At 42.2% G+C, this 15,345-nt stretch carries 13 protein-coding genes; 9 read left to right on the top strand and 4 right to left on the bottom strand.

Annotated elements, in window-relative coordinates:
• Together CQA49_RS10335 and CQA49_RS08905 are read left to right on the top strand one after the other, a co-directional pair.
• A partial coding sequence (locus CQA49_RS10335; protein WP_408938908.1) for a hypothetical protein occupies positions 1 to 115 on the top strand: 115 nt, incomplete at its 5' end.
• A gap of 217 nt (positions 116 to 332) precedes the next feature.
• Positions 333 to 1,934, top strand: coding sequence for a YifB family Mg chelatase-like AAA ATPase (locus CQA49_RS08905; RefSeq protein ID WP_115575605.1), 1,602 nt, complete (start codon positions 333 to 335; stop codon positions 1,932 to 1,934).
• A 241-nt stretch (positions 1,935 to 2,175) separates the two neighbouring features.
• On the opposite strand, the gene CQA49_RS08900 is transcribed toward CQA49_RS08905, so the two are convergent.
• The 4 genes from CQA49_RS08900 to CQA49_RS08885 all read right to left on the bottom strand — a co-directional run bounded on the left by CQA49_RS08900 (position 2,176) and on the right by CQA49_RS08885 (position 7,338).
• Entirely contained in the window at positions 2,176 to 4,734 is a 2,559-nt protein-coding gene (locus CQA49_RS08900) for an autotransporter domain-containing protein (RefSeq protein WP_115575604.1), read from the bottom strand.
• A gap of 145 nt (positions 4,735 to 4,879) precedes the next feature.
• A complete protein-coding gene (lptA, locus tag CQA49_RS08895) occupies positions 4,880 to 5,362 on the bottom strand; it encodes a lipopolysaccharide transport periplasmic protein LptA (RefSeq protein ID WP_115575603.1) in 483 nt (160 codons plus the stop codon).
• Positions 5,363 to 5,371: 9 nt separating this feature from the next.
• Positions 5,372 to 6,463 carry a lytic transglycosylase domain-containing protein gene (locus tag CQA49_RS08890; protein ID WP_258864288.1) on the bottom strand — a complete coding sequence of 364 codons (1,092 nt, stop codon included), beginning with the start codon at positions 6,461 to 6,463 and terminating at the stop codon, positions 5,372 to 5,374.
• Positions 6,460 to 7,338 carry a TatD family hydrolase gene (locus CQA49_RS08885; RefSeq protein WP_408938919.1) on the bottom strand — a complete coding sequence of 293 codons (879 nt, stop codon included), beginning with the start codon at positions 7,336 to 7,338 and terminating at the stop codon, positions 6,460 to 6,462. The genes CQA49_RS08890 and CQA49_RS08885 overlap by 4 nt, the downstream gene beginning before the upstream one ends.
• A 94-nt stretch (positions 7,339 to 7,432) precedes the next feature.
• Here CQA49_RS08885 and ribE point away from each other — a divergent pair, with 94 nt between their 5' ends.
• The 7 genes from ribE (at position 7,433) to CQA49_RS08850 (ending at position 15,259) form a co-directional block, all read left to right on the top strand.
• Entirely contained in the window at positions 7,433 to 8,128 is a 696-nt protein-coding gene (ribE, locus tag CQA49_RS08880) for a riboflavin synthase (RefSeq protein WP_115575602.1), read from the top strand.
• 23 nt (positions 8,129 to 8,151) lie between these two features.
• Positions 8,152 to 8,442: an EscU/YscU/HrcU family type III secretion system export apparatus switch protein gene (locus tag CQA49_RS08875; protein WP_115575606.1), complete on the top strand. Its 291-nt coding sequence runs from the start codon at positions 8,152 to 8,154 to the stop codon at positions 8,440 to 8,442.
• A gap of 21 nt (positions 8,443 to 8,463) precedes the next feature.
• Positions 8,464 to 9,105 (top strand): ABC transporter ATP-binding protein, encoded by a 642-nt coding sequence (locus tag CQA49_RS08870; RefSeq protein WP_115575601.1) that lies wholly within the window; start codon positions 8,464 to 8,466, stop codon positions 9,103 to 9,105.
• Between the two features lie 9 nt (positions 9,106 to 9,114).
• Entirely contained in the window at positions 9,115 to 10,755 is a 1,641-nt protein-coding gene (locus CQA49_RS08865) for an ABC-F family ATP-binding cassette domain-containing protein (protein WP_115575600.1), read from the top strand.
• Positions 10,756 to 10,776: 21 nt separating this feature from the next.
• The gene (locus CQA49_RS08860) at positions 10,777 to 10,989 is read left to right on the top strand and encodes a hypothetical protein (RefSeq protein ID WP_115575599.1); all 213 of its coding nucleotides are present in this window, start codon (positions 10,777 to 10,779) and stop codon (positions 10,987 to 10,989) included.
• 200 nt (positions 10,990 to 11,189) lie between these two features.
• Positions 11,190 to 12,560, top strand: coding sequence for a hypothetical protein (locus CQA49_RS08855; protein WP_115575598.1), 1,371 nt, complete (start codon positions 11,190 to 11,192; stop codon positions 12,558 to 12,560).
• A gap of 140 nt (positions 12,561 to 12,700) precedes the next feature.
• Complete coding sequence (locus CQA49_RS08850) at positions 12,701 to 15,259, top strand: Eco57I restriction-modification methylase domain-containing protein (RefSeq protein WP_115575597.1); 2,559 nt, start codon at positions 12,701 to 12,703, stop codon at positions 15,257 to 15,259.
• Positions 15,260 to 15,345: the final 86 nt, after the last annotated feature.

Raw genomic sequence — 15,345 nt, 5'->3', positions numbered from 1 at the left:
TGAAACTCTTACACAAGAAAATGTAGAAGTAGCTAATGCTACAAATACAATTACTCAAAGAGTAAATGGTATAGCAGAAGAGATATTAGAAGATGTGAACAAGAAGAGGTTTTAGGGGGAAATCTTGTTGAGCTTTTCTAGCGCAGACTTAGCTTTGCGCTAGAAAGTATTTTAAATTATTTAGATTCTGCAAAATTTACAACTCTTAAAATTTGCTTTTCTTTCTTACAACAAAACCTACAGATTTTTTCTCATAAGCTTTTGAAATTCCAAGCGGTTATGTCATAATGCGTTTTTATGTCTTTGGGTTTAATTTTAATTAAAGGCTGCAAATGACAAATAAAATTTACTGCGCTGGGCTTGTGGGCACGGATACGCGCATTATTGAGATAGAATCTGCCTTCACAAGGGGTTTGCCAAACTTCCACATAACAGGGCTTGCCACAAGCTCTATCCAAGAATCTAAACAGCGCGTGCAGTCCGCCCTTGCAAACTCTAACTTCACTTTGCCACCGCTTAAAATCACTATCAATCTTTCACCTTCAGATATTCCAAAAAGTGGCAGTTATTTTGACTTGCCAATCGCGCTTGTATTGCAGGCAAACGCACAGCCAGCGCTACCACAAGAAGCGCAAGATTCAAAAAAGTGGTTTGCCTTTGGCGAGTTGGGGCTTGATGGGAGCATAAAATACACGCAAAGTATGTATCCACTGCTTTTTGATCTTGCCTTGCTCGCGCCATCTTCGCATGTCATCGTGCCGGAAAGCGCAAAAGATATGCTTGAGGTTATCCCGCATTTGCATTTTCACTTTGCCCCCACACTCGCCTGCGCGCTTGATATTTTGACTACACCACTTCCTAGCGCTTCGCAAGATTCTTTTTTAGATTCTCAAACTTTTAAGGAAAATCAAAATGCAAAAGAAAAGCACTGTATGCAAAAGCTGGGTTTTTCTTGCCTTGAAGTGGAGGGCGAGCTGTATTATTATTTGCATGATTTTGAGCTTGATTTTAGCGAGGTGCGTAATCAAGAAGTTGCTAAGCGTGCGGCATTGATTGCAGCGGCGGGGTTTCATAATATCATTTTTGAAGGGAGTCCGGGCTGTGGGAAAAGCATGATAGCAAAGCGTATGCGCGCGATTTTGCCCCCGATGAGCCTGAAAGAAATGATGCAAACACTCAAACTTCAATGCCTTGATTCTCACAATCCTACTTATTCGCCCCTGCGCCCTTTTAGGAATCCCCACCAAAGCGCCTCAAAAGCAAGTATCCTCGGCTCTGCGACACAATATGAGCCAAAGCCCGGGGAAATCGCGCTCGCGCACAATGGAATCTTGTTTTTTGATGAGTTGCCACATTTTAAGCGCGATATTTTAGAATCCCTGCGCGAGCCACTGGAAAACAACAAAATGACAATCTCACGCGTGCATTCAAAGCTAGAATATGATACTTCTTTTCAGTTTATCGGCGCGCAAAATCCCTGTCCTTGTGGGAATCTGCTAAGCCCGACGAAAGAGTGTCGTTGCCAAGATAAAGAAATAGCTACGTATAAAAACCGCCTAAGCGAGCCGTTTTTGGATAGGATAGATTTATTTGTGCAGATGAATGAAAAAGAGCGCGAGGAGGGCGACAAAGCCGTGAGCGGGTTAGATTCTCAAAGTATGCAAAAAAGTGTTTTTGAGGCTTTTATTTTTGCAAGGCAGACGCGCGGGCAGAAAGTTTTTAACGCAAAGTTAAGTGAAAAGGAGATTGAGGAATTTTGCACTCTTAGCGCAGAGGCGCAAACTCTGCTTTCCCAAGCAAGCGAGCGATTTAATCTTTCCATGCGCTCGCTAAATAAAATTAAAAAAATCGCGCGCACTATCGCAGACTTAGCCCAAAGCCCACAAATCCACAAAGAGCATATTTTAGAAGCGCTTTCATTCCGCAGAATCTAAAGATTGTATTCCATCTATTGTATCGTTTGCGCGGGAGTGAATCCCGCTTCGCCTCCGCTTCGCGCACATACTCAAGCTTTTTTGGCTGATAAGATTGTGAGATTTTTGGCGTTGGTTGGAATCTAAAGATTCTCACCAATTTAAAAAAGGTTATGTATATGCGTGAAGGCAAAATGTAATGAGATGGGAGTAAAGCTTGCAAGGGCTTTCTCTTGCAAGTGATAGGTAATGCAATAAAATCTTAGAACCTATACTTTACCCCAATATTCCCGCTTGCATAGGTTTCATTTTTAGCATCTACTTTGCCAGCGAGGATTTGCTTCACACCTACACCAAGATTTATGCTAAATCTATCGCTAAAGCCTATTGTGCCACCGATGATGAGCTGCCCGTAAGTTTTGGCGCTGTTTTTAGATTCTATACTAAAGCTCGGTGCGCTAGAGCCTACAAAGCTTGCCGTGTAAGCACTTCCACTATTTAGTACATATTGTTCGATTTTTGGCGTGGCAAAGAAATAGCTAAGTCCACCAAAATACTGACGCAATTCCGCACCAAGCTCGAGGCTAAGTGCATTGCTTAGGGAGGATTCTACATTTTTGGCTAAGCCATTTTTTTCAGTGTAGCTTGGCGTGTGTGTGAAATAGTAGTTTGCACCAACAAAGGGCTTAATATTTGAATCACCAAACTTGAAAACACGCCCGATGTTAGCATTTAGCCCAAAATATGCGCGGTTAAAATCCGCAGTAGAGACAAGATTATTTGTGTAGGATTCTTGCGTGGTTGGGGAAAACTGCCCATAAGCCTTTAGCCCCACTTCCCAAAGTGGTGTGAGATTGAGTGAAGCATACACGCCAAGTTGCGCATTATGGGAGTTTTGATTAAGTGTATTGTCTTTTAAAGTTGCATTTGCATAAGTGGCATAAAAGCCCAAAATCACGCTTTCAGTGAGGCGTCTATCCACACCAAAGCTAAAGCCATAGAGCGCGCCGGTGTTGTTACCGATGATATTTGCCCCACCAAAGACATTACCCCAAACGCTGTGATTATAATCGCTCAAGCCAAAGTCATAGCGCATATCACTTGCAATCATCGCAAAGCGTGCTTTTTTAAGCTTTGCATCAAGTGCGTAGTTGCCATAGGGGTTGCGTAGCATGGCGATTCTATTCCCCACTGCCATGTCATTTGATACGCTTATGGAGGTGTTGGCGTTTTTGCTCCCACCGCCAGAATCTGCTGCGCTTTTTGCGTTGTTGTTGATATCGCTTAGCGTGGTTGTGAGGCTTTGTGCGTTTGTGACAAGCTCGCTTAAAAGGTTATTATCAAGGTTTGAGCTTGTCAATCCGCTAAAAATCGCGCTTGCTGTTTGTGTGCTTTCCTGCGCTTGCAGGGCGCTTACTACACCTGTGATAATAGTGTCGCTATCACCAACAATAAGAAGTTCGAGATTCTTATTTGCCCCTAGGGAATCTAACACGCCAGCGCCTAATTGCTTTTTATTTTCATCATTTGCCAAACTCGGCGCAAGGGTGCCAATGATGGCGCTTGAAGCACTTGTTCCATTTGTTTGCGCGCTTTGATACTCAGCGATGGATTTGTCATAGTTTGTGATTTGAGATTCTAAATCCGCAATGCCGGCATTTGTGTTTTCTAATCTTGATTTTGTATAGTCATACCATTTTTGCGTGTCTGTGCTTACATTTCCGCTTGCTAGCTCGCTTTCATATTGTTGCTTAGCATTGTCAAAATCCTTTTGGTATTCCTCATTGGTTTTTAGTTTTTCAAGAAGTTCTTTTGCCTCTTGCCTAAAGTTTTTTTCTACTTCTAGAATCTTTCCATAGCTATTATCAGCCTTTGCGCTAGATTCTACAAGCAAATCAGAACCGCTAACCTTAAGATTGTAACTTACTAAATCCTCAACAACTATTCCAACTCGTGGTTGCAATGAGTTAAGCCTAATGGTTTTATCTGCTAATAAATTTTCTGTCTCTACTTCTAAATAAGGCACAACAATATTTACCCCTTTATCTGTAATATCAGCATTGTATTTTGTATTTGCTCCACCAGAGATAATCACATAATTATTTGCTGTTAGTTTTTTCAAACTATCTGTGTAAATGCCAATCCCAGAATCTTTCATATTTACATTACCATTGACCTTTAGCAGATTCCCTTTTCTCTGTATATCTGATAGTTCTAATATCCCATTAGTCATAGTAAGATTTCCATTAATATACAAATCCCCTTGATACTCAGAATCTGAGGTTATTATCATTCTAGAAATTTTTGCACTAGTATAAATATAATCTCCTTGGGAATCTTTATCGAGGGTAGGTTTTTGCGCACCTTGCAAAGAGAGATTCCCAGTGATGGTTGAAGGGGCGGTGACGGAAACAGAGCTACTTCCACTTACTTCCATACCTTGTGCGGTGGTAATATCAAAGCCAAATGCTTTTTCTCCAATACCGGGCCAAATACCAAGATTGCTACTTTCATTAAAATTAGCTGAATGAGTATAATCATCTAAAATAAGCTTATTTGCCTCTATCGCTACGCGTGAAAATGAGCGCTCATAGCTAATCGTGCCACTCGCATCTTGAATTGGTGTGTCTTTATACCAACCCGGATTTGTATGCAAATAAATATTGTCATTTTTGTGTGTTGGTTTTAAAATCGCGCTCTCACCACTTTGGGTAAAATAAGTAAAAAAGTTAGTGTTATCATCTATCGTAATATCCGCCCCATTTACACCACTTAGCACCACACTTGCCACTACTGCACTAATTTTTAAGAATCTGCTCATTTATATTCCTTTGTGTTATATTTTGGCAAAAGCCTTAAGTGGCAATTGTAGCAAGATTCAAAAAAAAAAAAAAACGATATTTGTGAAAATTTGTGGAAATTTACAATAAATCTCAACGCGAAGTTACAAAAAGAAAAGATTTTGGCTATTTTTTCTCATCATTGTCATTGAGTTCAAAAATAAGTGTGGTTGGCTTGTTTTTCGCCCCTTCAGAGTAGGCTTGCCCCTTTTTGTTATTAAGCGTGATAAATTCCCCTGTTATGGCGTTTGGGCTATCGACTTCTTGAATCTTAGCATTTTCATACAGGCGATATTCATCATTTATCGTGTCATAGACGACTTTTTGCGCGCTACCATTGATTTTCCTGCCATCTTGCGTTTCGACATAAAACTTCACTTTCCCTGTGGCGGTGTATTCTAGCGGTTTGCGATTTTTGTCAGTGAGGATAACCACCACATCTGCCCAAAGCTTATCCGCGCCTTTTTTGATAAAAACCTCGCCCTTAAGCTCTGTGCGCCCAGCTCTATCATCGCTATTGAAAGTCTTTGCCTGCACTTCAAGCTTATCCGCGCCAAACGCGCACAAAGCGCAGATTCCAAATATTGCCACATATTTCATCGCATTCATTTTGCGCTCCTAAGTCTTAAGGATAGGGATTACAAGCTTTTGATTGATTGAAAGAAATGAGTTTTTTAGCCCATTTACGCGCTTAAGCTCATTAATCGTGGTTTTATATTGACGCGAAATAGAAGTAAGCGTCTCGCCCTTTTGCACCTTATGGAGGATAAAAGCGGAATTTGGCTTGTAATTTGTATCAAAATTCTGCCTAAAGAGTGAAAGCTTTTCATACGGAATATAGACATTATATTCTTTATCCGCAGGTCCGGGCGGGAGGAAGGCGTATTTAAAGTGCATATTGTATTTTTTTAGCTCATTTAAACTTAGCCCAATGCTATTTGCCACAAGCCCTAAAGGAACACCACTTTTAAGCTTCAAAGTCGCTAGCGTGTCAGTTGCACCGCGATTAAGCAAATATTCTAAATTATTATTTTTCAAAAAATCCGCATCGTTAAATACAAGGCTCATCGCCACAATCTTGCGGATATAATTGCGCGTCTCTGGCGGGAGATACTGCTTTTCCTCATCTAAAAGCGTGTTTAGGCTCGTGTCGCCATCTGCCTGCTCTATGGCTTTTAGCAAACGCCCATACCCGCAGTTATACGCCATCACCGCAAGATACCACTGCTGCCCTGTTTGCTCGTATAAAAATTTAAGATACCCTAACGCCGCGCGCGTGGATTTTATCAAATCTTTGCGCTCATCGATATAGTCGTTTATCTCAAGCCCAAGGGATTTTGCGGTGTTTGGCATAAACTGCCAAATCCCACTTGCACGCTTTGAGCTTTGCGCGTTTATGATAAATTCAGATTCCACCATCGCCACAAACAAAAATTCCTGTGGCAAGCCCTCTTGAGCAATCATATTGCGGATAATGGGAATAAAAGTGTAGCTATTTTCAAAACGCTTCAAAAAATACTGCGCGCTAGATTCAATCGCGGCGCGCTGCTCGTCCTGCTCGCCCAAAAAATCAAGCTCCAAATCAAAAGATTGCAAAATCTTTGGCGCCATAAATTCAGAGCTCGCCACAAAGGAATAATATTCGCTCGCATGCGCGTTTGTCAAAAGTGCGCTGGTAAGCAAAGCAAAAAATTTATGAAGCTTTTTCATAGCGCACCTGCCAAATTTGCGCTAGATTCCATACATACTTCAGAATCTTGCGCATTATTTAGAGGACTTTTAAGCGGTTGCAATTTCCCAAAAAGCGCGTAGGTATTTTGCAAAACTTGAGCTTGCAGAGAATCTAGAGGCATTTCAAGCACTTCAGAGATTTTTTGCGCGATTAGCGGAATATAAGAGGGCTCATTGCGCGTGCCACGGAATGGGTGAGGTGTGAGATAAGGCGCGTCAGTTTCAAAGAGGATTCTATTTTTTGGGATAAGCGGAAGCACTTCAATGAGCCTACGCGCGTTTTTAAAAGTGCTCACTCCGCCGATTCCATAATAAAAATTTTCACTCAAATTTAGCAAGATTTTGTCTGCATTAAAGCAATGCAAAACGCCCCTTAAGCCTTTCTCCGCGTAGGGTTTGAGAATCTCAAACGCATCATTTGACGCCTCTCTAATATGCACGATTAGGGGCAATTTTAACTCCAAAGCCAACTCAATTTGCGCGATAAAAGCCTCTTTTTGACGCGCTTTGAAAGCTGGAATCTCCTCGCTATTTTCAGGCAAGCGGTAGTAATCAAGCCCGCATTCGCCAATCGCCACGCATTTTGGGTGTTGCGCGCTTACGCGTAGCAATTCCTTATCAAAATATTCTAAGTCATAAGGATGCGCGCCTGTGGCAAAATAGATATTTTCATACTTGCTAGCAATTTCTTGCGCGCGCGACAAAGTCCGCATATCAGCCGCGGGGATAATGATTTGTGCGACATTTTTTGTGCGAGCAGATTCTATAACGCTACTTAAATCCTGCATATAATCGCTAGAATCTAGGTGGCAGTGCGTGTCTATCATTACTAAATGTTGTGTGTGGTTTTGCATAAAATCGCCTTTAAAAATCTATAAAATATGAAAAGGAAAGTTTTGCTAAAATTGTAGCATTAATGTATAAATTTACTTCTAAAAGGTTTGTTAGGTGTTTAGCGGGTTGGTGAGAGAGATTGGCAAGGTGGTTGGTTTGCGCGGGAATGCTTTGCAAATAGAATGCGCGCATAAGGCGCAAGTCGGGGATTCTATCGCGGTAAATGGTGCGTGCTTGACAGCTATAAGCGTGGATTCTAGGGGATTTACCGCCGAGCTAAGCGATGAAAGCAAGCAGTGCGTGGCACTAGAGAATTTTAGCGCAGGAAGCAAAGTGCATATCGAGCCAGCATTGCGCGCGGATTCTCGGCTTGATGGGCATATCGTGCAGGGGCATATTGATGCGATTGCTAAAATCACGCATATCGCGCACAAGGGTGCGCAGAGCGAGTTTATCTTGCAGCTAGATTCTAAGCCTTTGCGCTATATCCTCCCCAAAGGCTCGGTGTGTGTCGATGGTATAAGTCTCACAAGTGGCAAGAAAAGCGCGAGTGGCTTTGAGCTTGTCATTATCCCGCACACGCTAAAAACTACGCTATTTGGTGAATACAAAGTCGGGCGCAGGGTGAATATCGAAACAGATATGTTTGTGCGCAATGCTTTTAGCGCGGTGGAGTATTTTTTGCAGACAAGAGATTTGACGCAGGGCGCGGATTCTGCGAATTTCAAAGATTCCTCCAAAGATTTCTCCAACGATTTCTCCAAAAATTTATCTTGGGCGCAAATTGATTCTATACAAATGCGCTTTTAAGTTTGAAAATAGAGATCCACAAAATGAGAGAATCCACAAAAACCATCTCAAAAGCTGCCGCGCTCGCCTACAACGCACAAGCAAAAATCCCGCAAGCCCCAAAAGTCCTAGCCAGCGGGAAGGGCGAAATCGCCCAGCAAATCGTAAATAAGGCAAAGGAATTTGGCGTGCCACTTTTTAGCAATCAATTGCTTGTAGATTCTTTGCTTGCTTTGCCTTTAGATTCTGAGATCCCGCCAGAGCTTTATAAAAGCGTGGCACAGGTGCTTGTGTGGATTATGGATACCGAGCAAAAAGCGCAATTAAGTAGATAGATTCTAACAAAAAGGATTTTTATGTTATTGCAAGCAAAGGCATTGACGCACCGCTTTGAGCGCGTGTTGTATGAGGATTTGAATCTCACCTTAGCGCGCGGGGAATCTGTGGCGATTGTGGGGGTGAGTGGTAGCGGAAAAAGCACGATTTTAAACAACCTTTCAACCATGCTAAAGCCAAGCAGCGGGGAAGTGGATATTTTAGATTCTAAAAATATTTATTCTTTAAGTCAAAATGCGCTTTTAAATTTGCGCCGTGAAAAAATAGGCATTATTTTTCAGGCGCATTATCTTTTCCGCGGGTTTAGTGTGAAGGAAAATCTGCAAATTGCCACGATTTTAAGCAAACAAGAGCTTGATTTGGCGCTTTTAGAGCGCTTTGGTATCGCGCAAACGCTTAGCCAAAATATAGGCGAGCTAAGTGGCGGACAGCAACAGCGCCTTTCAATCGCAAGAATCCTCACCAAAAAGCCACAAATTATTTTCGCTGATGAGCCTACGGGGAATCTAGATTCCCAAACAGCGCGCAATGTGATGGAATGCGTGCTTGAATATGTAAAATCCGCGCGCGCTGGGCTCATCATCGCCACGCATGATATGCAAATCGCGCAAATGTGCGATAGAATCCTTCAGCTGCACGAGGGCAAACTAACTACTATTTAAGGAGAAACCATGCTTCAAACAATCAATCTAACAATGCGCTATCCGACAAAAAAGCTTTTTGAAAATGTCAATATCACCCTTGATGCGCACAAACGCTATGGGCTTATTGGTGCAAATGGCGCGGGAAAATCGACTTTTCTAAAAATCCTAAGTGGCGCAAATGAGCCAACCAGCGGTGAAGTCGTGGTGCAAAATGGCGCGCGCTTAGGCGTGCTAGGGCAGGATCAATACGCGTTTGAAACGCTAAGTCTCAAGGACGCCGTGCTTATCGGCAATAAGCGCCTTTATGACGCGCTAAAGCGCAAAGAGTGGCTTTATACCAACGCGGATTTAAGCGATGAGGCGGTGAATAACGAGCTAGCCGAGCTTGAGATTATCTGCGCAGAAGAGGATCCGATGTATGAATGTGAGGTGGTGATTGAAAAGATTTTGGAGGATTTGGGCTTTGATGCAAGCATGCATGAAAGTTTGATGAGTTCGCTCACCGGCGGGGATAAATTTAAGATTCTGCTCGCGCAAGTGCTTTTCCCAAAGCCAGATATTTTGCTTCTTGATGAGCCGACAAATAACCTCGACTTGCCCTCAATCGCGTGGCTTGAAGAGAATCTTAAGCGCCATGAAGGCACGCTTGTGGTTATTAGCCACGATAGGCACTTTTTAAACAGCGTTTGCACGCATATTTTGGATATGGATTTTGGCGCTGTGCGCGAGTTTAGCGGGAATTATGATGATTGGTATATTGCAAGCACGCTTATTTCTAAGCAACAAGAAGCCGAGCGCAATAAAAAGCTCAAAGAAAAAGAGGAGCTAGAAAACTTTATCCGTCGCTTTTCTGCAAACGCGAGCAAGGCAAAGCAAGCCACCAGCCGACAAAAGCAACTCGAAAAGCTAGATGTCTCATCACTTGCTGTAAGCTCAAGGCGCGATCCTAGCATACTTTTTAAGCCAAATCGCACCATCGGCAACGAAGCACTAGAATGCGAAAATATCTCTAAAAGCTACGGGGATAAAAAGGTGCTAGAATCCGTAAATCTCAAAATCCTGCCCGGCGATAAAATCGCGCTCATCGGACCAAATGGCGTGGGCAAAAGCACGCTACTGCAGATTCTAGTCGAGGAGCTTTCACCTGATAGCGGGAGTGTGAAATGGGGCGCGACGATTGAAAAAAGCTATTTTCCCCAAAATGTGAGCGAGCAGATAAGGGGCGAGGAAAGCCTGTATGAGTGGCTACGCGCGTTTGATAAGCGCAAAGAGAGTGGCGAAATCCGCAACGCGCTTGGGCGTATGCTTTTTAGCGGGGAGGAGCAAGAAAAGAGCGTGAGCGCGCTAAGCGGGGGTGAAAAACATCGCATGGTGCTAAGCAAAATCATGCTTGAAGGCGGGAATTTCCTTGTGCTTGATGAGCCCACAAACCACCTTGATTTGGAATCCATCATCGCGCTTGGCGAGGCGCTGTATAAGTTTAGCGGGAATGTGATATGCGTAAGCCACGACAGAGAGCTTATCGATGCGTATGCGAATAGAATCATCGAGCTTGTGCCGGATTCTACAGGTGCAAATGGTGGCGCAGGCGCGGATTCTGGTGGTGGCGCAAAAATCATCGACTTCCGCGGGACATATGAGGAATATTTGGAATCCAAAGGCAAATAATCATATAAAAAGGAGTGAAAAATGACAATCAATTTGCAGTTAGAAAACGCTAATGAAGATTTTATTAAGGCTATTAAAAGTATGGCAAAAGTCGCTCAAGTCAAAGTAAAAATCAATCAAACACAGCCAAAGCACCCAAGCAAAGAACTACTAAAAGCTATTGATGAAGTGAGACGCGGGGAGGTGCTAGAGTGTAAAGATATAAAAGAATTTAAAAAGGCGATGGAGCAATGATTTTTGATTGTTTTTTGTCATTACGAGGATTCAAACGCCCCATCTCGTCATTGCGAGGAGCAAAGCGACGAAGCAATCTAAAAAATGATTAAAAATTGCAAAATCTAAGATATTAAATTATGGATTGCTTCGCAATGACAAAAAAACCAAACGCGAAATAAAAACAAACCGCCAGAATCTAAATCCTAAGGAGTCTTTTAATGAAACTAGAATTTAACCAAATACCACTAAATGATTTTTCACATTTTGAGTGCAAGGATTCTGACTTGCGCGTGCAGTTTAGCGCCACGCTAGAATCCTACCTCGCCTACATCGATGCGCACAAAGCAGAATCTGAACGCAGTCTCGTAGCCAACGCGCTAAAAGCGCTACTTTTTGATAAATTAGGCTTTGTCAGTATCGCCGAACAATCACAAGGTAACAATAACAGCAACATCGACTTAGTGCTAAAAAATGGCGATTCTATCGAAGTGCTGATTGAAGCCAAAAAGCCCGGTAGCGCTGAAATGTTTAGTGCGCAAAATGTCAATTGCAAGGCGTTGCATGAATGCATTTTCTACTATTTGCGCGAGCGCAACAACGAGCGACTCATAAATACAAGCATTAAATTTCTCATTATCACTGATTTTTATCAATTCTACATTTTCAAAGCCAGCGAGTTTGACAGGCTTTTTTATAAAAGCGCGCAGATTCAAAAACTCTATAAAAACTTCAATTCCAAAACCTCGCAGTTTGAAGGCACGACGCCAGAGTTTTACAAAGAGGCGCGCAAGATTTTGGACTCTCAAAGCTACCTAGAATCTATCGCATCAAAAGACAATATTTTAGATTCTAGCACCGCGCGCATTAGTGGTTGCTGTATCGATTTGCGCGCAAGTAGCAAGGCAGACATTGCAAAGCTTTGTGCGCTTTTTAGCAAGGACTTTTTGTTTGCGCTTCGCACGCAGGATATTAATATCATAAATGAGCCGTTTTACCATGAGTTGCTTTATCTCATGGGCTTAGAGGAGCAGGAGCGAAATGGCAAGATTCTTATCATTCCAAGTGTGGAGAGCAAAGAGGGTAAAAATACGCTGTATTACGCGATTATCTCGTGTTTAGAATCCACGCATAAAGAGATTTTCACCCAAGCAAAAGAGCTTCTAGCGCGCCAAGAGATTTGCGAGGAAGTGTTAGAGATTCTCATCCTTTGGATAAACCGCTTGCTATTTTTGAAACTTCTAGAATCCAATCTCAAAAATTTCAACAAAGAGCAAAAAGACGCGCTTAGCTTCCTAAACACTGCCAAAATAAAAGACTTTAGCACGCTAAACAGCCTCTTTTTCAACATTCTTGCCAAAAACTTAGAGCAAAGAGAAAGCGAGCCAGACACGCAAAGCGCGCATCTAAAATACCTTCCCTACCTAAACTCTAGCCTTTTTACTAGAAGTCAAAAAGAGCTTATCACCATTAACACATTGCCAGAAAATATGCGCCTAGAGTATTTCAAATCCACCCGCGTGCTTGAAGACTACAAAACGCCTAGAAATACCCCCCCCCATCATGGCTTACATACTTTTTTGGCTTCTTAGATTCGTATGATTTTGGGCTAGATTCTGAAAATTTCGACACACAAAGGCTCATTAGCTCAAGTATCCTAGGGCTTGTTTTTGAAAAGCTAAATGGCTACAAAGAAGGCAGTTTTTACACGCCAAGCTTTATTACAAGCTACATGTGCGCGCAAAGTTTAGAAAAAATCGTGCTTGATAAATTTAACGCGCAAAATCCTAGCTGGCGCGCACAGAATCTAAAAGATTTGCGCGAAGAAATACGCAACGAAATCCGAGAAAACCGCGCGCAGACGCAAGACATCATCGCCAAATATAAAAACCTCCTAGATTCTGTCAAAATCTGTGATCCAAGCGTAGGTAGCGGGCATTTCCTAGTCTCCGCGCTCAATGAGATGATAGCAATCCATTACAAGCTAGATTTGCTTAGATTCTACAAAAACGCGGAATCTATCGAGTATGACTTAGAGCTACAAAATGATGAGGTGATAATTTTCACGCGTGGCAGGAAGTTTGCCTACACCAAGCCAAAAAGCGCAAGCGAGGAAGCGCATATCATACAAAAAGGACTTTTCAACCTCAAACGCGCGATTATTGAAAACAACCTTTTTGGCGTGGATATCAACCCAAACTCTTGCGAGATTTCACGCCTGCGCCTTTGGATTGAGCTACTCAAAAACGCGTATTATTTGGATTTCGAGCCACAAGGATTTAACCCGCGCTTTAAATCCACCCATCAGCTCCACACCCTGCCAAATATCGATATCAACATAAAATGTGGGAATAGCTTAGTTTCAAGTTTCCCGCTAGATTCTCACTTTACCATCGCCCAAACAAAAGATTTTGCCAATAACCTAAAAACCGCGATTGATGAGTATAAAATCCATGTGGAGCTTTACAAAGACGCTTTAAAGGACAAAGATTCTATCACTGCCAAAATCCAATCTATCAAAACCCTGCTAAAAACCTACCTTTTGCAAGCGCACGCCAGCAACGCTAGATTAATAGAAAATTTGCGCGCGTTTGTTTCTACCTATGGCGAGGATAGTTTTGACATTGAAACGCCCTTTGGCATGGAAATGATAAAAATCATTAAGAAAAAGCAAAAAGAAGGCAAAGGCTTTAGATTCCAGCCCACACTAGAATCCTTAGAGCCAAAAGCACTTGATAAGCAAGGGGAAAATTTACTTAGCCTTCTTTACAAAGATTTTGAGTTTTTAGAATCCATGCGCTTAAACGACACTTTTGAATGGCGCTTTGAATTCCCAGAGGTGCTAGATAGCAATGGCGACTTTTTAGGCTTTGATTTAATCATCGGCAATCCACCCTATATCCGCCAAGAAGAGATAAAGCACCTCAAACCCCACTTAGAAAAAGCCTTTGAGATTTACAGCGGGACGAGCGATATTTATACATATTTTTACGAGCAGGGCTACAATGTCTTGCGCCAAGATGGAATCCTAAGCTTCATCACTAGCAACAAATACACGCGCGCGGGCTATGGCGAGGCATTGCGCGCATTTTTGTGTGAGCGCACAAGCATTCTTAGCTACACCGAGCTAAATGGATTCAAAGTCTTTGATAAAGCAAGCGTAGATACAAGTATCCTAAGCTTTAAAAAGCACGCGCCAAATAGCATAAATGGCAGCACAAGTGGTAGTACAAATGCGCTCATCTACGCCCACCCAAAGCTAAAATCCGACACCAAAAAATCTACGCTAGACTTAGCCGCAGTCATAGCAAAGCAGGATTGCGCGCGCGAGTTTGCGCAAGATAAGCTAGATTCTGCTAGTTGGAGTTTCCCCACACAAGCGCAAGAAGCCATAAAGCAAAAGATAGAATCCATCGGCACACCGCTAAAAGAGTGGGATATTTCTATAAATTATGGGATAAAAACAGGCTACAATGAAGCCTTTATCATCGATAGCGCGAAAAGAGAGGAGATTCTAAATAACTGCAAAGATGATGATGAAAGGGCGCGCACGCAGGAGCTTATCAAGCCCATTCTGCGCGGAAGGGATATAAAGCGATATAGCTATGAGTGGGCGGGATTGTGGATAATAAACACGCATAATGGCTACACCGCTAATACTAGTCATTGCGAGGAGGCGAAGCCGACGAAGCAATCCACACAAACCAGAATCCCACCAATTGACATAGAGCAATACCCCGCGCTTAAAGCACATTTTGACAAAATGGGAGAATCTCACAAAGGCAAAGGAAAGGGATTCTACAATCGCGATGACAAAGGCATAACACCTTATAATCTTAGAAATTGTGCGTATTTGGGGGAATTTGAAAAGCCAAAGATTATATGGAATCCAGTAAGTGGCGAATATTTTTTCACATATATTAAAGAATTGATGTATTTCAATAATTCGCTTTTTATGATTACTAGCGACAAAGAGGATTTTTTGTTTTATCTTTTGGGGCTTATGAATTCTAAGCTTTATGTGTGGCTCATAACGCAACTTACTAATTTAATAGAAACAGGAAAATATGCCTATGGTGCAAAAGATAAAATTGAGCAATTACCTATCCCAAAAATAGATTCTAGCAATAAAAAAATAGCGGATAAAATCATAAAGCTAGTCGAGCAGATTTTGGAGCAAAAAGCACAAGATTCTACTTTTGACACAAGCGCATTAGAATCTGAAATTGATTTTTTAGTCTATAAACTCTACAATCTCACAGAATCCGAAATAAAAACTATAGAATCGTAAATTTAAGCGCCTCAAGCGCAAACCTAGATTTTGCTAGAGCAAAATCCCTAAAAATTTGCTTTGCAAATTTTTGCGTCGTCGGGGGT

It is taken from the genome of Helicobacter sp. MIT 00-7814 (genome assembly GCF_003364115.1).
GTDB lineage: Bacteria > Campylobacterota > Campylobacteria > Campylobacterales > Helicobacteraceae > Helicobacter_F.
The sequence above is the reverse complement of the archived record's forward strand: the minus strand, read 5'-3'. Positions and strand labels throughout refer to the sequence as shown.